This is a genomic window from Niabella aquatica, assembly GCF_054779315.1.
This window is the reverse complement of record NZ_BAAGYM010000012.1, coordinates 19,421-38,929: the sequence shown is the minus strand read 5'-3', so window position 1 is coordinate 38,929 and position 19,509 is coordinate 19,421. Positions and strand designations below refer to the sequence as shown.

Genomic DNA, 19,509 nt, shown 5'->3' with positions numbered 1-19,509 from the left:
TTTTTTAATAATACATGGCTTATAGTTTATAGATCATGACTCATGAACAGATGAAAGCTATAAACCATCAAACATGATCTATGAACTAAATAAACCTGTTGATAATGTTCTCCAGGTATTCCTGTTTGCCGCTGGCGCTGTCGGGTTCACCGGTTTCAATGGCGTATGAACGAAGGTCTTCCAATGATAATTTGCCTTCTTCAAACTCTTTGCCCTTTCCACTATCGAAGGAGTTATAACGATCTTTACGAAATTGCTTATAGTCGGATTGGCGTAATATAGCATCGGCTGTAATCAATGCTCTTGCAAAAGTATCCATGCCTCCAATATGCGCATAAAACAGGTCTTTAGGATCAGTAGAAGTCCTGCGGATCTTGGCATCGAAGTTAACACCGCCGCCCTGCAGGCCACCTGTTTCCAGAAATATCAGCATAGCCTCGGTAAGCTCGTTTAAATTATTCGGAAACTGGTCAGTATCCCAGCCGTTCTGATAATCGCCGCGGTTAGCATCTAAAGAGCCTAATACACCTGCATCGGCAGATACCTGCAGTTCGTGCTGGAAGGTATGGCCCGCCAGCGTAGCATGATTCACTTCTATATTTATTTTAAAATCGCCCAATAAATCCCACTGCCGTAAAAAGCCGATCACCGTTTCACAATCATAGTCATATTGGTGCTTGGTCGGCTCCATTGGCTTCGGTTCGATCAAAAAAGTTCCTTTAAATCCATTTTTTCTTGCATAATCCTTCGCTGTATGCAGGAAACGGGCCAAATGCTCTTTCTCACGTTTCATATCGGTGTTCAGGAGCGTCATATACCCTTCCCGTCCGCCCCAGAATACATAGCCCTCTCCTCCCAGCTCAATGGTAGCATCTATGGCCGCCTTTACCTGAGCTGCTGCATGCGATAATACATGAAAATCAGGGTTGGTAGAGGCTCCGTTCATGTAACGCGGATTGGAAAATACATTAGCTGTTCCCCACAGCAGCTTTACCCCGCTGGCGGCTTGTTTCTGTTTGGCATAGTCTGTCAGTACCTGTAAACGATGATCATTTTCTTTTATATCGCGGCCATAGTCCACCAGGTCCACATCGTGAAAACAGTAAAAAGGAAGGTTCATTTTGGTAATGAACTCAAAAGCAGCGTCCATCTTGTCTTTGGCCCGTTCTACAGGATCAGCTTTCGCGTTCCAGTTAAACACATGGGTACCGGGACCAAATGGATCATTGCCATCATTACAGAACGAGTGCCAGTAAGCACAGGCAAAACGGAAATGGTCTTGTAAGGTCTTACCTGCCACTACCCTGGTTGCATCATACCAGCGAAAGGCCAGGGGATTATCGCTTTCTAAACCTTCGTATCTAATCTGCGGAATACCCCGAAAATATTCCTTATCTCCTAAAAGGACATTCATAATTGGTTATGTTTTTATATATGTGTAAAAAATATTTCAAAAAAGAAATGCAGGCTTTAATCGTGTAAACAATACAAGATGCAATATTAAACAAAAAATGTAATCGATTGCATAAAATATATTTTTTTATTTTCAAAAGAAAAATATTTACAAAAAGGGAGTGAATAAAAGTAAAGACTACAAGGCCTTAATGGTATTCCCCTTGCTGCTTTTCCGGTTAATGGATCAAGAGGCTGTTCGTATTCCGGTAAGTTGTTACAGCGTAATCACCGGTAAAGGCGGCGAAAGCGGGGAAACTTTCAGCGAAAGGGGCTTGAATAACTGTATGTACAGAAAAAGCAGTTTGCCTTGCAGAAAATAATGGCAGGATAGGAAAGTTATTATTATAAAGATCCTATTTCCTGCCATTCAGATGACTCATAGGTCGTAAGTGGTGCTTTCATAAATTAGCATACTTAATATCGGTTGCTTTATCGTTCAAAAGTATGATCCGGTTCATATACAGACAACGGGAAAAATACGGTTTTAATACGGGAATTTTCCCGTACCAGCGTTATTGGCACACATCTAATTTTGCCTGCCTAAATTGACAGGTATCGCCATGGCAAAAAACGAACAATGCAAAATTGAATTTTATTTTACCCGGGAGACCATGGAAAAGCTGCCAAAGGAAAATACTAAGACCAAAGCAATCATCATCAGCCAGAAAATTAAGGTCAGGCGTACGGCTGATAATGATACCATAGATATTATAGCAATAAAAGCCAGCGCGAATAATGCATCAGCCAGGACGCGTTCTCATTTAACAAGCATTGACGGATGTCCCAATCTCCCGGATGTTAGTTTGAATCGGTCAATTCTTAATTTTTGTACCTAAAAGAAAAACATGAAAGGTTTAGCAGAAATATTAAATATACTGGATAGTATTGGTCCGGCAATAGCAGTAAGCCTTTTAATGGCCTATAAAAAAAGCCTTTCAGATGAAATGCTGCTGATATTAGTATTTTGTTCGGTACAACTATACTGTAATACTGTCGCAACAATCATTGAAAGAGTAATTGACGGCAATAACTATTGGGTTTACAAAATAAATTTTACCGCCTGTTTTTTAGTACTGTTATACCTTTTTGCAAAAAAGCTGGTACATTTAAAATCTGCTTTTTTTTATATCCTGCTTCTTCTTTATTCGTTCATTTCTTTTTTTCTTGTAAAAAATGGTGGTGGCGTATCCTATTTTAACAGTATCAGTGCAGCTCTTGAAAATTTTATAATTGTTGTGCTCTGTGTTTATTTCTTCTACAGACAACTTATTAATACATCTGAAGAAGTAAGTATTCCTGAGACAAGTATATTTTGGTGCATCGTAGGCATTTTCACTTATTATGCAGGAGCGTTCTTTATATTTATATCTTATAAATATCTCATCCATACAGATAGCAATACTATTGCTGTGCTATGGCGCTTTCATAATGTTTTATTATTCATCTGCAGCCTGTATATAAGTTACGGTGTTTTATGCAAGAATTATCGAACAATATTGTTGTAATACTCGGTGCATCTGTATTTCTTTTATTGATCACTTTATTTATTGTCACTCTTCTAATGGCCTATAAACGCATAGATCACAAGCATTCAAAAGAAAAGAAGCTGTTAAAAGCAGAATTTGACCAACAACTACTGCGTTCGCAGATAGAAGTCCGGGAGCAGACATTTTCCCAAATCGGCAAAGAGCTTCACGATAATGTAGGACAACTACTCAGCACTTCCCGGATGCTGATGGGACTTGCAGAGCGCAGCCTAAAAACTCCGCCGGATGCCCTGATTACAGCTAATGCCACACTCGGTAAAGCCATACATGAAATAAGGTCGCTATCTAAATTTCTTGATAAAGAATGGCTGTCTCAGTTCAACCTGCTTGAAAACCTTAAAATGGAGGTTGCGCGGATAAATGCCGCCGGGGTAATCCATGCAGCCCTCTATATTCAACTTGACCCCTTTTTCTCTTCCTCCAAACAAATCATTCTTTTCCGGATCATACAGGAAGCTATACAAAATTCACTCAGGCATAGTGGCTGTAATACCCTTGACATTTGCATTAACAGAAACAGGAAATACGTCGAAATCAGTATATCGGATAACGGACGGGAAATGAAACCGAACATTATAAAAAAAGGAATGGGGCTGACCAATATGTTATACCGTGCTAAGCTATTAGGAGGGCATATTGTATATAAATCTTCAGAAAACGGTACAATAGTAACTATATTTATACCCGATAAATCAGAAAAAGATGAAAACCAGAATTGGCCTTGTTGATGATCATCAGCTTTTTTTAAAATCGCTCAGCCTCATGCTCCAAAGCTTTAAGGTGTACGAAGTAATGCTGGAGGCTTCAAACGGGAAGGACATGCAGGAAAAGCTTGGAAAAACAAAAGCGCTTCCCGAAATTATATTAATAGATGTTAACATGCCGGTAATGAATGGCATTGAGACCGCAAAATGGCTAACTAAAAATTATCCTCAGATAAAACCCGTGGCGCTTTCAATGAATGCAGATGATTATGCGATCATTTCTATGTTTAAGGCAGGATGCTGCGGGTATCTGCTTAAAGATACCCATCCCAACGAGCTTGAAAAAGCATTAGATGAAATCAACAGGAAAGGCTATTACAACGCAGATACCGGCAATATCAGCTTCAGGCGTATTTTGATGAAAGCAGGAGAGAAAGAAGAGATACAGATTACGTCTAAAGAAATGATCTTCCTGCAATACGCCTGTAGCGATCTTACCTATAAGCAAATTGCTGCTGAAATGAATTTAAGTGAGCGGACTATAGATGGCTATCGTGAATCATTATTTAAAAAATTTAATGTGCTAAGTCGTGTAGGGCTTTGTCTTGAAGCGCTGAGAAAAGAATTTGTAAAATTGTAAGATTGCATATACATTTAATATTTATTATAGTAAAACTGAAAAATTATGGCAGCTAACGAATCTCTCTCTGTAAAAAAAATTCCTTTTTACTTATTCCTTATTTTATTAGGGTTTTTACTATTCTATGTTTTTGATATGGTAAGAAGTAAGAATAGCGGTAATGCTCCAACGTTACCTACAAAGGCCGGCCCCATACCAGAGAAACTCGCTAAAGAGTACCTGAACAACTACATTGCCTCGCAAGATTCTCTTGGTGAGGCCTATAAATTAATTACCGAAAAAGGAGAAACGCTACGCGGCTTCTGGCTTTCTAAGAAAACGCTGGAGAGTATTGATAGTGTAATAAAAAAATCAGATAAAGATGCTAATATCGTAGGGTACAGCATTTACTTTGGTAAAGTAAACTCCTACTCTCAAGATAAAAGACAGGCGCTTAACCTTGTTGTAAGAGGTACAGTTCCGGCTAAAAAAGAAGAAACCAATAGTGTGCAGAAAGTAGATAATATAGCTGGACGCCCGCTCAGCGATATCAAAGATGAAGGTGGTTACTTCGATACAGTAGACCCCTGCCCCACACGTTGTGGAGAAGAATCGCCTATTTAGTTTTATGTCTACAAGATTTTTAATATATCTTACTATCTTATTTATAATTATTCTTATTGGGCTGTTTAAATTCAGAAAATTAAACAGCCCTTTTAAGCTTTTAACTATATTTATCGTGGTAACATTCATAAGTGAATGCTTAAGCCGCCTCTTTGCAAAAGAATACCGTAATAGTTCCCCGGTATATCCTGTCTATTTTTCCTTGCAATACTTTTTTCTTACAGCTTTTTACAGTTTTTATCTCAAAAAAAGCAGGCCAGTTATTGCCTGGTCGTGGCCGATATTTGTTGTAGCATTTTTTCTCAATGCTGTTTTCTTTCAAAACATCTGGCAGTTCCCGTCTAACAATATACTTATATCAAGTCCTGTATATGTTTTATGCGCACTGCTGGTGTTCAGAAATATGTTATTAAAAATTGAAGAGGAATCTTTGTTCAAACAGGAACTGTTTTGGTACAACGCTTCCTGCCTATTTCTGTATTTGTTTACTTTTCTTTGCTGGAGTTTTTTTAATGTACTCTTAAAGAGTGATAAAGCTGGTGCAGTATACAGTATTATTTATTATCTGACATTGCAAAACTATATTATCGTGGGCATTGCAATTTATATGAATAGCAGGCGCAACAAAAGAACTATAAATGCAGGATAATATTTCTGAAATATATGTTTTTATTATAACAGGTATTCTTTTGTTTGGAATTCTTGCAGGATTTATTATCTTCTTTATCATTACATACTATAAAAAGCAGCAGGAAAACGCAAAAGAAAAACATTTATTACAAACAAAATTTAATGAAGATCTGTTAAAGAGTACCATTGAAATACAGGAAAAAGCTTTTGATGAAATCAGCAGGGAACTGCATGACAATATTGGTCAGCAGTTGTCTGCTGCATCCATCTATCTGAATCTTTTACTACAGGAAAAAGAAAATGCCGGCAATGAAAAACTCCGGTCATGCCGGGATATTATTACAGACAGCCTGCAGGATCTGAGGCATATATCTCAAACCTTGTTAGGCGAAAAAGTAAGAACAAGCGGTATTATCCATTCTGTTCAGCTGGAAATTGATAAAATAAATAAATTGGGAATATGCACTGCCACACTTCAAACCACAGACCAGCCGGTGTGCCTGGATCCTAAAAAAGAAATCATTTTATTCAGGATCATCCAGGAAGCCATCAGTAATGCCACCAAACATGCACCCGGTTGCCATATCGAAATTAGTATAGAGCCCAAACCCGGCGCCCTTACGGTATCGATCAAAGATAATGGGAAGGGCTTCTTCCCCGAAAACATGCAGGCGCCTGGTATCGGTTTGATCAATATGAAGAGCAGGGCAAAAACCATCGGTGCCAGCTATGAGCTTAAAAGTGCATCAGAAGAAGGTACAGCCATTAAAATCGCCCTGGATTATTAAGAAACGTAAAGCTTTTTTGCGTAGATGCTTCTGTTTCCTATCTTTATCCAACCATGACAGTGCTGTTCAAAATTAAATATCTGGTATTCCTTTGGGTACTCCTGTTTTTTCGTGGTAAAGTATTGGGGCAGCAAGCTGTTTTTGCTGAAGCACCGACCTATTTACCTTCGGTCTTCTATAAAACATTTGGCCAGGATTTACCCATATATAACGGCCGCCTTTTCGGTGGCTACTCATCCAATATTAAAGGCACGGCATTTTTCAATGATGTACAAAGAGAAATCGGAACCATTGTTTATGATGGGGTAGCATATAAAGACCTGCCGCTTATTTACGACATCTACACCGATGAGCTGATTGTACGAAATAATGATAATTTGCCATATCTTCTGTTCAGTAACAGGATATCCGCCTTTACATTCAAAAATTATTATTTTATAAGAATCGACAGTAACGCTGTTCCAACCGGATTTTATCAAATAATTGAGCGTGGAGCCTTATCGCTGTTTTGTAAACGGCAAAAAGTAATAAAAGAAACTATAGACGGCATGACCGTTGAACGCAATTTTATAGTTACAGATAGGTTTTACATATTAAAAAATGATCAATATTATCCTGTAACCTCAAAAAGAGCATTCTATAAGCTGGTTAAGGAAAAAAAACAGGCTATTGCAAAGCAGCTAAGATCTCAAAACCTGACGTTTAAGAAAAACTTCGAGGACTTTATAACAACCGGTATTTATATTTACAACCAGCAACCATAAATGCGTATAACAGTATATCTTTTTGTATCACTTCTAACTGCAATGTTGTGCTTTAGTTCTGCAAAAGGACAAGAACTGCCATTGGTTTCGGGCAAATATGAAAAAACAGAAGCCGAAGATTTTTTTAAAGACCTCGAAAAGCAGACTGGTTTTTATTTTTACTACGATACAACACAGCTGGATTCTTTACATATAGATGTATTGATAGAAAAAGAACCGCTGGATAGGGCGTTAAACAGGGCACTGCAATCCACGCTTTTAAAATTTGGTATAGATGTAGCAGAGCAAAAAATATATATAACAACGCAAATAAAACTGCTTACTACGCTGCCCACCGGGTTCTATGACAAAAAAAACGTTCCGGTATCAGCTGCTGAAGCTATTGCTGATTACGGTTTTGAGGGTAAAGACCACAAAGTGACAGCAGAGAATAAAATACATGAAATAGGTAATAAAAATGCCCCCATGCAAGCTACGGTACTTTTAAATGGAACGATAAGAAGTTCAAGGACCGGCGAGCCCTTTCCTAATGTTTCAGTCTTGGTAGATGATAAATATTCTGCCATATCTGACACTTACGGTAACTACTCTTTAAATATACCGCCTGGCAAACACCTGCTTAATATTGTTGGATTTGGGATAAGAGAGACTAACTTAAACCTGATGGTTTACTCAGACGGAAGAATGGATATTGATATGCAGGAGCAAATACCTACTCTTAAAGAAGTAGTGGTGTCATCTGCCAGAACAAGAAATATAAGAGTTGCACAGATGGGCGTTTCCCGCTTATCTATTGACGAAATAAAAAAGGTACCCACTGTTTTTGGCGAAACCGATATTTTACGGGTTATTACTACTTTACCCGGTGTGAAAACAGTAGGCGAAGCCAGTACAGGATTTAATGTACGTGGGGGATCGGCCGATCAGAACCTTATATTGTTTAACGAAAACACCATTTACAATCCTTCACACTTTTTTGGCATGTTCTCGGCTTTTAACCCAGAAATTGTAAAAGATGTAGAGCTCTATAAAAGCTCTGTTCCGGCAAAATACGGCGGAAGGCTTTCATCGGTTTTAGATATCAACAGCAGGGAAGGAAATAAAAAGAAAATATCCGGATCCGCAGGCATAGGACTTGTTACCAGCAGGTTGCAGCTCGAAGGGCCTATTGCAAAAGATAAAACATCTTTCATTTTCGGGGGCCGTACTACCTACGCCAACTGGCTTATCGACCTGTTACCTGATAATTATGATAAAAGCAGGGCCTCATTCCAGGATCTTAATTTGGGCGTTACACACCATATAGACAGCAATGACAACATCTACCTGAACGGATATTATAGCCGCGATCAGTTTAAGCTGAACGAGGATACCACTTATGGCTATACCAACCGTAACTTTTCTTTAAAATGGCAGCACCGTTTTTCAAGAAGATTACAGGGCGAAATAATAGGAGGTTATGATTATTATAAATATGATATAAAAAGCGGCGAGAACTATGTAAATGCCTTTAAACTATTCTTTGACATCAGACAGTATTTTGGGAAGATCAACTTTGTATATTATCATAGCCAAAAGCATGGCTTTGATTTTGGATTGAACACTATTGTTTACAGGTTGCAGCCCGGCACTTTTGAACCTCTAAATTCCAGCTCATTTGTAAAGCCCGATACCGTAAGTACTGAAAGGGCGCTCGAAAATGCCTTATACTTTACCCACCGCTTTACTCCTACCAATAAGCTGTCGTTTACCACCGGTTTGCGTTATTCCTTGTATTCTTATATGGGCCCTCAATCAGTTGCCTATTATACCGAAGGCCAGCCTGTAACCGATGATACCAGGCAAAGCATAGTCAATTATGGTAAAGGCAAAATCATCAATAATTATCACGGGCCAGAGCTAAGGTTCACTGTAAGATATGCATTCACACACGATTTTTCGGTAAAAGCCGGTTACAATACGCAAAGGCAATACATCCACCTGTTGTCTAATACAACCGCCATCTCTCCCACCGATGTATGGAAGCTAAGCGATCCTAATATAAGGCCGCAGCAAGGCGATCAGCTATCCCTGGGCTTCTATAAAAACTTCCGTTCCAATACCATTGAAACATCTGTAGAAGCTTATTATAAAAATATTAAAGATTATCTCGATTATAAGCCGGGCGCTACTTTGCTTATGAATCATAATATTGAAACAGACGTTATAAGAACAAAGGGCAAGGCGTATGGTATTGAGCTGTTAATTAAAAAGCCGGTGGGTAAACTTAACGGATGGCTGGGATATACCTATTCCCGTATTTTGTTAAGATCAGCTGAAGCAGGTTTGGGAAATATAATAAACGATGGTGACTTTTATCCTGCTAATTATGACAAACCGCATGATTTTGTTCTTGCGGGCAATTTTCGTGTAAACCATCGCTTTAGTCTCTCTTTAAATTCAACTTACAGCACCGGACGGCCGATAACCTATCCGATAGGTAAGTTTTATTATGAAGGTGCGGAACGTGTTTTATATTCTGACAGGAACCAATACCGTATCCCCGATTATTACCGTACTGATTTTGCAATAAATATAGAGGGCAACCATAAAGTGCATCAAAAAACACATAATTCATGGACCCTTGGTGTGTATAACATGCTGGGTAGAAGAAATCCGTATTCAGTATACTTCGTCACAGAAAGTGGACGTGTAAACGGGTACCAGCTCTCTATTTTCGGAAGCGCTATACCTTTTATTAATTATAATATCCGTTTTTAAAATGTATAAAATATTTAGCATGATCTGGATATTCCTGCTGCCAGTTTTTTTTACAGGCTGTAAGGACATTTATTTACCCGAAATTCCATCAAGTGCAACTAACTTCCTGGTTGTGGAAGGAGTTTTAAATGCAGGAAATGAGCCTACTACTATAACAATTACTAGAACGTATGATATAGATAAGAATACAGGTAATTTAAGGGGGGAACCCAATGCTATAGTAACCGTTGAAAGCAACGACAATTCAAGCAGGCCATTAACTATGATCAGCCCGGGAACTTATCAAAGCGACAACCTGTTTTTGTCAGCAAATAATGAATACAGGCTAAGGATCAAAACCATTGATGGCAAAGAATATCTTTCCAGCTATGTAAAAGTGAAGACTTCGCCCGAAATTGATAGCGTCACCTATAAGCGCCTGGATGGCGACATGCAGCTATATGTAAATACGCACGACCCGGCAAATAATACCCGTTACTATAAATGGAGCTATGAGGAAACCTGGGAAATTAATAGCTACTATAACTCCACACTTATTTACGATAAAGATCATCCCAAATTAGTAAGGGAAAGAACACCGTCTGATCTTATATTCAGATGTTGGAAATATAGTAAATCCAACAGGATCCTCTTTGGAAGCTCTGCAAAACTTACTTCTGACATTATTTTTGAACAACCGCTAAACATGATACCAAATGGTGATGAACGCTTATCAGTAAGGTATAGCATTCTTTTAAAACAACATGCCATGGATAAAGATGCTTATGAATTTTTTGACCTTATGAAAAAAAATACAGAATCATTAGGTAGTGTTTTTGACGCTCAGCCTTCTGAAATAAGAGGAAATATTAAGTGTATTACTGATCCGGACGAAATAGTGATCGGGTATATATCAGCGAGTACAGTTACCCGTAAGCGCATATTTATCAGCCGTCCTGAAGGATGGAATTTCAGGCAGCTTTGTGATATTAAGTTAGTGCCTCCCAACCGGGATAGTATAGTCGCTTATTTTGCCAATGGAGCGTTCATCCCTTTATGGGAAGAGCCTAGGGAAAATGCTCCTACAATTTTGGACTATGCCTCTTCAACGGCGGCATGCGTGGACTGCCGGCAGAGAGGAGGCAATCTTCAGCAACCTGCTTATTGGTAACTAAAAATGATTTAAAACAGCATGTTGAATAAATTGGCATATATGAAATGGTGGTTAAGTAGCATATTTTTATGCATACTTATAATAGTATGTACCGATAGCAGTGCGCAAACCACTTCATCATTTGAGCCGGTTAAAGAAGAAAGTATATTAGTATATACAGATAAATCCTCTTACCTGGCAGGTGAAATATTATGGTTTGGTGCCCTGCTGAAAACAGATACCGTTACAACCAACTTTAATAGCAGCCGTATACTATATGTTGAATTGCTAAATGATGCAGGGAAACCTGTTTCACAGGCAAAAATTGGTCTTACCAATGGTGGTGGAGAAGGCAGCTTTTATTTACCCTTAAATGTTTCTACCGGAGTTTATACTCTCGCTGCATATAGCTCAAAGCTTAAAAATGCCGGTTCGGGATATTTCTTCTACAAAAAAATAACGGTTATCAATACTATCAGAAACAGCCCTCCAACGGATTCTTTATCAGATGAAACAGCCCGCATCCAATTCTTTCCTGAAAGTGGCGTTATACTGAACAATGTACTGACAAAAGTAGGTGTGCAGGTTACAGAAACCAACACAGGCCACCCTCTTGAAAACACTAACGGATATATTATCGAAAACAAAAAAGATACTGTTGCCCGTTTTTTAACAGGCCAGCTCGGGCTCGGGCAATTTATGTTCATGCCCCGGGCAGATAAGCAATATGAGGGTATCATAAGTTACGCAGGAACAGTAAGCACTGTGCAAATGTTGCCCGCAGTTAAAAATGCAGGGTACCACCTGTCGGTAACTGAAGAAACAGACCTGTTCAGGATAAATATCACATCAGCTAACATTGTTGCCGGCAAGGTTTCACTCCTGGTCGTGTCAGCGGAGAGTGGCTTAAGTTTTTCAGACAGTTTTACGATTCATTCAAATAAAAAAAGTATTGACATCGCAAAATCCAGGCTCGAAAGCGGATTTACCCGTTTGATATTAATGGATAATCATAACGAAACCGTTGCCGAACGCTTAATTTTCAGTCCCGGAAACGCTTCAGTACAAAAATTACAGCTTAGCACAGATAAAACTGTTTACTCCTCCCGGGAAAAAATTAATATTAGCATCGGGAACAATAATACCTCAGACAGGATTAAAGGTTCCCTCTCAGTTAGCTATTTTCCGGAAGCTGGTATAACTCCCAATGAAGATTGGACAACCGCACTAACTGATAGCAGGAATTCTTACAGTGCAACAGAAATGGAAAATTTACTTTTGGTATATGGTTCAAACAATATTAAGGCCGGCGTCAGCACTAATGATGATTTTGTACCAGAGTATGACGGGCATATTGTAACAGCCCGGGTAACCAGCTCGTGGAACGGGCAGCCTGCAGCAGGCATAAGATGCGTACTATCCGTACCATCTGCTATCCCGTTTGGTTTTTACATGGGTACCAGTGACTCAAACGGTTTTGTAAGATTTAACGTAAAGAAATACTATGGGGCCGGTGATCTGATTATGAAGGTTTTTCCTGAAAAAAATACCGCCAGCTACAAAATGGAAGTAATAGATCCCTTTGCAAATTTTGCGACCTGTCATGCTTCTGCTAACAAAGTATGGCTGAACAAAGCAGATAGTGCTGAACTTATAAGAAGAAGCATCGCAATGCAGGTTACCAACAGCTATTATCCGGAACAGGTTAATGCATTTCAAACGCCGGTTTTTAACGATACATTACCCTTTTTTGGTAAAGCCGAGTTTAGTTATCTTTTAGATGATTATAAGCGGTTTTCCACAATGGAAGAGGTTCTGAGAGAATACGTAACCAATATTAATGTAAACCTCCGGAATTCGAAACTCCGTATGACGATCCTCGATGAAAAGTTTCAGCGTATATACGATGAGAATATCCTGGTTTTACTTAACGGTGTACCGCTTTCAGATTATAATAACATTTTCCGGTACGACCCTCTGAAAATTAAAAAGCTGGACGTTGTCCCCAGAAGATACCTGGTAGGAAACACTGCTTTTTCAGGTATTGCAAGTTTTGAAACCTATAATTCCAGATTTGATGCCTTTGATCTTGATCCTGCTGTGGTGCCGGTAGAATACGACGGACTCCAGCTTAACAGGGAATTTTTCATACCCCGCTATGAAAACGGTAATAAAGGCGATCTACGGATTCCCGATTACAGAACTACACTACTATGGAAGCCGGATGTTGCTTTGAAAGAAAACAGTACCAACCTTATTGAAACCACTTCCTCCGATTTTAAAGGAAGATACAGGGTGGTATTTAATGGCTTATCGGAAAAGGGCTCTCCCTGCTATGCCGAAACTACCTTCGAGATCAAATGATCGCTTAAAGCCCTGAGGCCAGCCTGTTTTTTAATTGCCTGACCTTCTCTTCGTCTATGCTGTAATGATCATTTTCTGCATTCTGCTCAAATGCAGGCGGGAAAAAGCTCATAACGCTTTTTTTAAGCTCGCGTAATGAAGCATGGAACTCATGACATTTTGTTTGAGCAGCGAGAGACAGTATATTGTTATCCCTTACACCGCTACCAGGCATGATTACAATCCGCCCGTTGGCTATTAGATTCAATTCAGCTATCAGCCCCGCACCATCTGTAGCAGTCAGCTCCTGCCCACTCGTTAGTATTCTTTCGCAGCCAATATGTATTAAATCTTCCAGCGCCTTAAAGGGTGCAGCGCACCTGTCAAAAGCCCGGTGAAAAGTTACGCCCAGTGGGCTTACCGCTTCTACAATCTTTTCCGTTCGCTCTATATCAATAGTAGCATCTTTATTCAGAAAGCCGATCACTACACCATCGCAGCCCAGCTCCTTACACATCAAAGCGTCCTGGTACATACAATCATATTCCTCATCGGTATAAAAAAAATCGCCACCTCTTACCCGGATGATAGGATATATTTTTACATTAAAACTTTCGCGGCATTTCTTTATAACGCCATACGACTGTGTGGTGCCTCCTTCTCCCAGATTCGCACAAAGCTCTATCCGGTCGGCGCCACCGGCAACTGCACTTTTGGTCGATTCAAAATCAGATGTTGCAATTTCTAAGGTAAATGTCTGGCCCAAGTTGTATGATGTTGTAAAGGTGATTGTAATTTGTTCCTGCTTTTGGATAAAGCCAATGGCTGTTATATTTCTGCGGAGATGGGATTAAGCCACATCCCTATTCACAACTGTTTTCTCATTTTTGAATTGCCTCCAGATTTATCTGGAGGACTAATAAATTCAATTTCAATATTGGCTTTAGCCAAACAATATTATTCTTTATGTTTCTCAAATCCATATTTGCTGATAAATTCTTCATATTCTTCAGAAAATGTTTTTTTGTAGTGGTGTTCTTCCTGTTCTTTTATATAGTTTCTTACCTTATCTATCATTGATTCTGAAACAGACACAGCAAAGTATTCATCCTGCCATTCAAACTTTTCTATTCTTAAGTCAGGAGGTAATTCAGCAAGCACACCTTGATTGTTTATCCAAAAAGAGGATTCGCCTTTAATTAATTGCATCACTTCTTGAATAGTTTGATCAACTCCCATAGAAACCAAACAATGACAATGGTCTGTATATCCATTCACAAAATCTATAAATATCCCTTTTCTGGAGCACAAAATGAATATATACTTTTACAAAAGGTATTACTTTATTACTTGTTCCAATTTGTAATGGTTTCCCTTAAAATGAACATTGATATATTGATTATTTCCATCCTGCCTAGCTAAACCAGCTCTTTGCTTCCACCAGTCTTTCAGCAGTAGCGGTCTTTAATGCATAGTTAAATCCTTTATGAATAGCACAGGCACCTACTACCCCGTTCTTGTTAATTGCCAGGAAAGCCACCTGTATCTTTTTCACATCATCACCTTTAATTTTCACGATACGCTCTATTACTTTCTGGCAGGCTATTTCGGGCCCAAAACCCTGACGCATATATTCTACTACACTGTGTGAACCGGCCACTCTTATAACATCCTCACCCTGCCCGGTTGCAGTACAGGCACCTACCTCACCATCTACATAAAGCCCTGCACCGATAATAGGAGAATCGCCCAGGCGGCCGCGCATTTTAAATCCCATACCGCTGGTAGTACAGCTTCCGCTCAAATGTCCGTGAGCATCTAACGCCACCATACCTATGGTATCGTGGTTCCATTCTCCATTGATCTGTGCGGGGGCAAAAGGTCCGTGCGCGCTGTTCCCTGTATTCTCCCTGTTAATTTTGGGCTCGTACTTCGAGTTTTTTTTCCATTCGTCATACGCCTTTTGGGCATCAGGAGAAAGCTCCTGCGGTTCCAGCTGAAAACCCTCGGCCAGAGCAAACTGCTGGGCGCCGCTTCCAACCAGCATTACATGTGGTGTTTTTTCCATCACGCGCCGGGCCACAGAAACCGGATGCTTTATACGTTCCAAAAAAGCCACGCTTCCGCAATTGAACTGATGATCCATAATGCAGGCATCTAATGTAACAAATCCATCCCTGTCGGGATTAGCGCCCAGGCCCACACAACAGTTGAGCTCATTCTCTGTAACCATTACACCCTTTTCTACCGCATCCAGAGCGCTGCCACCTTTACTCAACACCTCCCATGCCCCTTTATTAGCTCTTAGCCCCGCATCCCAGGTTGAAACCACAACAGGCCCGCTTACTTTAGAAAAATGCTGTGAACGGGCTTTTTCTGTAATAGCAGCAGCTATACCGGTTAAAGCTCCTGTTTGTAAAAAACGTCTACGATTCATCGTCATGGGGTTTATCAATCGAAAATAAGATTTTAAATATAAGCCTGCAACCCGATTTTTAATAAGTTCAGAACTTTTAAAAACAAATGTTTTATTTCGCTGTTATTTTTTAAACTTTACTAAATGAATATCGAAATAATATCCGGTAGCCCCAGGAAAGAAAGCCTGACAGTGCGCGCAGCTTACGCGGTTCAAAAATGGTTTCAGAAAAACTCATCGCATCATGTAGGCATCATTGATTGCAGAGAATACCAGTTACCCTGGGTAGAGCGGGTATTCAATTCTATTGATAATACGCCGGATGAATGGAAACCCCTGTTTGAACGCGTTTTTAAAGCAGACGCATTCATTTTTGTTACACCCGAGTATAATGGCAGCTATTCGCCGTCCCTTAAAAACCTGGTAGACCATTTCCCGAAACAATTGCATAAAACACTGGGTGTGGTTACGGCATCTAATGGTGGTTTTGGAGGTATGAGGGCGGCCCAGCAATTAATTTTATTAGGTGCGGGATTATTTACAGTAGTTTGCCCGCAAATGCTTGTAATACCCGCTATTGACAAAAAAATTGACGAAAACGGGGATTTAACAGATCCTGCTTTTGAAAAAAGCATTCATAATTTTGCATCAGAATATTTGTGGCTGGCCGAAAGAATCGCCAAGCAGTAGCAACATCACTTTACCTGTTTTTCTCATTAATAATGACCGTGTATATGAAATCAACCATTGAAGAAATACGAAAACGCTTTGATAATGACGTAGCACGCTTTTCAAACCTCGAAACCGGCCAGCAATCAACCATCGATGCGACTATTTCTCTGGAACTGATAACAGAAGCGGCCAAATGTATCGTTCCCGGCGCAACGCAGTTATTAGATATAGGATGCGGCGCCGGCAATTATACTTTAAAAATGCTGAGCAAGCTGCCAAACCTCAACTGCACACTGGCAGATCTTAGCCAGCCTATGCTGGATAAAGCTTTTGAAAGAGTAACTGCTCAAACAGGTAATTTGGTGCAAACATACCAGGGGGATATCAGGGAAATATCTTTACCCGAAAACCATTTTGATATCATTTTAGCAGGAGCTGTTTTGCACCATTTACGTAATGATGCTGATTGGGGGTTCGTTTTTCAAAAACTGTATCATATTCTTAAGCCCGGTGGCTGTTTAATGATAAGCGATCTCGTAACGCAGGATGATGAAAAACTGAACAGCTATATCTGGGGTCAATACGCCAACTATCTTGAGAGCCTGGGAGGGAAAGATTACCGGGAAAAAGTACTGGAATATATTGATAAAGAAGACTCTCCCCGCTCTGTAACTTACCAGTTGGGCCTTATGCAGCGGGTAGGATTCAGTAAAATAGAAGTATTACACAAAAATCTGTGCTTTTCAGCTTTCGGTGGCATCAAATAGCCGGTGCTTTGTTCTTAATATATCCGGCCATAATTCACTACTCATCACCCTTTATTTTTATTCATTCTTTCAATAAATCCATCCAGATTCTTCCTGGCGTTCTTCTGCACTTTCCGCTTCATGAAGTTAGTCCAGCCCAGCAGCTTTCCCTTTAGCCCCAAGGCCTGGGCCAGCCATGTACTAAGCCTGAAACCATCGCTATGCTCAATGATCTTTCCATCGTTAATTTTCATGAATGCCTTTACATGGTTCACCACCTTTTTACCTGTGCTGCTAAACGTATAAGAAGCTACCCATTTGCAGGTGATATATTCATGATCTATTTCTGTAATATCATCGAAGGTCAGTATAAGGTCTGTGGCTCCAGTACATAACATTTGCCACATGGCCCTCACTTCATAGCCCTCCAGCAATCCAAACACCGGGTCACTAAAAACAATATCATCGGCATAGAAACTATTCATTGCCTCAAAATCCCTGCGGCTGAATGCCTCATAAAAATTTTCAACTATCTGCTTATTTGTCATATACGTTTTTTTTAAAAAGCAATCGTTTGCACTGTATTTCTGATATTTCGGTATTGTAAAAATACCTATCTTGGCATTTCATAAAACAATCTTTGCTATGCTTAAGTCAGTTCCGTTTTTACTTGCTATGTTATTGAGCTATCAGTTTTTAACAGCGCAAAACGTAAATATCATCCCTCAACCAACCAGTATTAGCGAAAAAACCGGCACCTTTACTATAAACAATAAAACGGTTATTGTTGCCAGAACCAAAGATGAAATAAAATCAGCAAACTTCTTAAACGATTATTTAAAGAACATCTATGGTTTTAAGCTTCCTGTAAAATCAGCCGGTAGCAAAGGTATTATTATTACTGCTGCAAACACCGGCAAAGACGGCTATACCTTAAATGCCGATAAAAATGCAGTTATTATAAAAGGCAGCACGGGGCCGGGTGCTTTTTATGGCATACAAACGCTTATACAGTTGCTTCCTGTACAAAAGTCAACAGTACTTAAAGTTCCTGCAGTAACCATTACCGATGCTCCCGCTACCCAGTACCGGGGCCTGCACCTGGATGTAGCCCGCCATTTTTTCCCGGTGAGCTTTGTGAAGAAATATATAGATTATATCGCGCTGCATAAAATGAATACATTTCACTGGCACCTGACTGAAGATCAGGGATGGCGTATAGAAATCAAAAAGTACCCTAAACTCACATCAGTAGGGGCATGGCGCAGTGGTACCATCATTGGAAAATTCCCTGGCACAGGCAATACAAACCAACGGTATGGGGACTTTTATACTCAGGAGCAGGTAAAAGAAATAGTTAAATATGCAGCAGACCGGTTTATTACGGTTATTCCGGAAATAGAGATGCCCGGACATGGAAGCGCAGCTATTGCAGCCTATCCGTTTTTAAGCTGCTTTCCTGAAAAATCTTCCTTTGAGTTTTTTATGAGAGAAGGTAATAAAGCTGCAAACTGGGCTGGTGATACTACAGGGAAAGCCGTAATCCAAAGCTGGGGAGTATATGATGATATCTTCTGCGCCGGTAAAGAAAGTACTTTTGAGTTTTTACAGAATGTATTGGATGAAGTACTACTACTTTTCCCATCCAAAATCATACATATAGGCGGCGATGAGGCTCCCAAAGACAACTGGGAGCAATGCCCTAATTGCCAGAAGAGAATTAAAGAACTGAATATAAAAGGCGACAGGCAACATAAAGCAGAGCACTACCTGCAAAGCTATTTTGTACAAAGAATGGAAAAATACCTTAACAGCAAGGGCAGAACACTCTTAGGCTGGGATGAGATACTTGAAGGTGGTCTGGCTCCTAATGCCTGGGTAATGAGCTGGCGTGGCGAAAAGGGTGGCATTGAGGCTGCAAGCCAGAAGCACAATGTGATTATGACACCAAATACTTATGCGTACTTTGACTACCAACAGGTAAAAAAGGACGATTCACTCACCATTACCAATAATGAAGGAGGCTTCCTGCCTGTTGAAAAAGTATATGGCTGGCAATTAATGCCAGAAAAGCTTGGAGCAGAATACCGGCAATATATACAGGGTGGTCAGGCCAATTTATGGACTGAATATATTTCCAATCCTTCAAAAGTTGAATATATGATCTTCCCCCGTGTAGCAGCACTTTGTGAATCTTTATGGTCGCCCCAGGACAAAAGAGACTGGAACGATTTTAGCAAAAGGCTGGACATACAAAAAAAACGCTATGATCTCTGGGGAGCCAGTTATTATGGCAAATAATAACGTCT

Annotated in this window: 18 protein-coding genes; 13 read left to right on the top strand and 5 right to left on the bottom strand. The window is 39.8% G+C overall.

Annotation, left to right across the window (positions count from 1 at the left end):
- Positions 1-85: 85 nt before the first annotated feature.
- The gene (gene xylA, locus ACYVBM_RS10940; RefSeq protein WP_460685693.1) at positions 86-1,414 is read right to left on the bottom strand and encodes a xylose isomerase; all 1,329 of its coding nucleotides are present in this window, start codon (positions 1,412-1,414) and stop codon (positions 86-88) included.
- 601 nt (positions 1,415-2,015) lie between these two features.
- Between xylA and ACYVBM_RS10935 the strand changes: the two genes are divergently transcribed.
- The 10 genes from ACYVBM_RS10935 (at position 2,016) to ACYVBM_RS10890 (ending at position 13,387) form a co-directional block, all read left to right on the top strand.
- Positions 2,016-2,291, top strand: coding sequence for a hypothetical protein (locus tag ACYVBM_RS10935; RefSeq protein ID WP_460685692.1), 276 nt, complete (start codon positions 2,016-2,018; stop codon positions 2,289-2,291).
- A gap of 9 nt (positions 2,292-2,300) precedes the next feature.
- Positions 2,301-2,960, top strand: a complete 660-nt coding sequence (locus ACYVBM_RS10930; protein ID WP_460685691.1) for a hypothetical protein — start codon at positions 2,301-2,303, stop codon at positions 2,958-2,960.
- The gene (locus ACYVBM_RS10925; RefSeq protein WP_460685690.1) at positions 2,930-3,730 is read left to right on the top strand and encodes a sensor histidine kinase; all 801 of its coding nucleotides are present in this window, start codon (positions 2,930-2,932) and stop codon (positions 3,728-3,730) included. Before ACYVBM_RS10930 ends, ACYVBM_RS10925 begins: the two co-directional genes overlap by 31 nt.
- Positions 3,705-4,346 (top strand): response regulator, encoded by a 642-nt coding sequence (locus ACYVBM_RS10920; protein ID WP_460685689.1) that lies wholly within the window; start codon positions 3,705-3,707, stop codon positions 4,344-4,346. The genes ACYVBM_RS10925 and ACYVBM_RS10920 overlap by 26 nt, the downstream gene beginning before the upstream one ends.
- A gap of 45 nt (positions 4,347-4,391) precedes the next feature.
- The gene (locus ACYVBM_RS10915) at positions 4,392-4,949 is read left to right on the top strand and encodes a hypothetical protein (RefSeq protein WP_460685688.1); all 558 of its coding nucleotides are present in this window, start codon (positions 4,392-4,394) and stop codon (positions 4,947-4,949) included.
- A gap of 638 nt (positions 4,950-5,587) precedes the next feature.
- On the top strand, positions 5,588-6,367 hold the full coding sequence (locus ACYVBM_RS10910) for a sensor histidine kinase (protein WP_460685687.1): 780 nt from the start codon (positions 5,588-5,590) through the stop codon (positions 6,365-6,367).
- A 53-nt stretch (positions 6,368-6,420) separates the two neighbouring features.
- Positions 6,421-7,131 (top strand): hypothetical protein, encoded by a 711-nt coding sequence (locus ACYVBM_RS10905; protein WP_460685686.1) that lies wholly within the window; start codon positions 6,421-6,423, stop codon positions 7,129-7,131.
- Positions 7,132-9,891: a TonB-dependent receptor gene (locus ACYVBM_RS10900; protein WP_460685685.1), complete on the top strand. Its 2,760-nt coding sequence runs from the start codon at positions 7,132-7,134 to the stop codon at positions 9,889-9,891. It begins immediately after the preceding gene.
- 19 nt (positions 9,892-9,910) lie between these two features.
- On the top strand, positions 9,911-11,041 hold the full coding sequence (locus ACYVBM_RS10895) for a DUF4249 domain-containing protein (protein WP_460685684.1): 1,131 nt from the start codon (positions 9,911-9,913) through the stop codon (positions 11,039-11,041).
- A 42-nt stretch (positions 11,042-11,083) separates the two neighbouring features.
- On the top strand, positions 11,084-13,387 hold the full coding sequence (locus tag ACYVBM_RS10890; RefSeq protein ID WP_460685683.1) for a hypothetical protein: 2,304 nt from the start codon (positions 11,084-11,086) through the stop codon (positions 13,385-13,387).
- Between the two features lie 4 nt (positions 13,388-13,391).
- On the opposite strand, the gene ACYVBM_RS10885 is transcribed toward ACYVBM_RS10890, so the two are convergent.
- The 3 genes from ACYVBM_RS10885 to ACYVBM_RS10875 form a co-directional block, all read right to left on the bottom strand.
- Positions 13,392-14,132: a copper homeostasis protein CutC gene (locus tag ACYVBM_RS10885; RefSeq protein ID WP_460685682.1), complete on the bottom strand. Its 741-nt coding sequence runs from the start codon at positions 14,130-14,132 to the stop codon at positions 13,392-13,394.
- A gap of 191 nt (positions 14,133-14,323) precedes the next feature.
- On the bottom strand, positions 14,324-14,677 hold the full coding sequence (locus tag ACYVBM_RS10880) for an IS200/IS605 family transposase (protein WP_460685681.1): 354 nt from the start codon (positions 14,675-14,677) through the stop codon (positions 14,324-14,326).
- Positions 14,678-14,780: 103 nt separating this feature from the next.
- Positions 14,781-15,803 (bottom strand): isoaspartyl peptidase/L-asparaginase family protein, encoded by a 1,023-nt coding sequence (locus ACYVBM_RS10875; protein ID WP_460685680.1) that lies wholly within the window; start codon positions 15,801-15,803, stop codon positions 14,781-14,783.
- 123 nt (positions 15,804-15,926) lie between these two features.
- Here ACYVBM_RS10875 and ACYVBM_RS10870 point away from each other — a divergent pair, with 123 nt between their 5' ends.
- Both ACYVBM_RS10870 and ACYVBM_RS10865 read left to right on the top strand, forming a co-directional pair.
- A complete protein-coding gene (locus ACYVBM_RS10870; protein ID WP_460685679.1) occupies positions 15,927-16,472 on the top strand; it encodes an NADPH-dependent FMN reductase in 546 nt (181 codons plus the stop codon).
- A gap of 44 nt (positions 16,473-16,516) precedes the next feature.
- Positions 16,517-17,221, top strand: coding sequence for a class I SAM-dependent methyltransferase (locus tag ACYVBM_RS10865; protein WP_460685678.1), 705 nt, complete (start codon positions 16,517-16,519; stop codon positions 17,219-17,221).
- A 44-nt stretch (positions 17,222-17,265) separates the two neighbouring features.
- Here the strand turns inward: ACYVBM_RS10865 and ACYVBM_RS10860 are convergent, their stop codons facing one another.
- Positions 17,266-17,748 carry a nuclear transport factor 2 family protein gene (locus ACYVBM_RS10860; RefSeq protein WP_460685677.1) on the bottom strand — a complete coding sequence of 161 codons (483 nt, stop codon included), beginning with the start codon at positions 17,746-17,748 and terminating at the stop codon, positions 17,266-17,268.
- A 97-nt stretch (positions 17,749-17,845) separates the two neighbouring features.
- Between ACYVBM_RS10860 and ACYVBM_RS10855 the strand changes: the two genes are divergently transcribed.
- Positions 17,846-19,501 carry a beta-N-acetylhexosaminidase gene (locus ACYVBM_RS10855; RefSeq protein WP_460685676.1) on the top strand — a complete coding sequence of 552 codons (1,656 nt, stop codon included), beginning with the start codon at positions 17,846-17,848 and terminating at the stop codon, positions 19,499-19,501.
- Positions 19,502-19,509 lie beyond the last annotated feature (8 nt).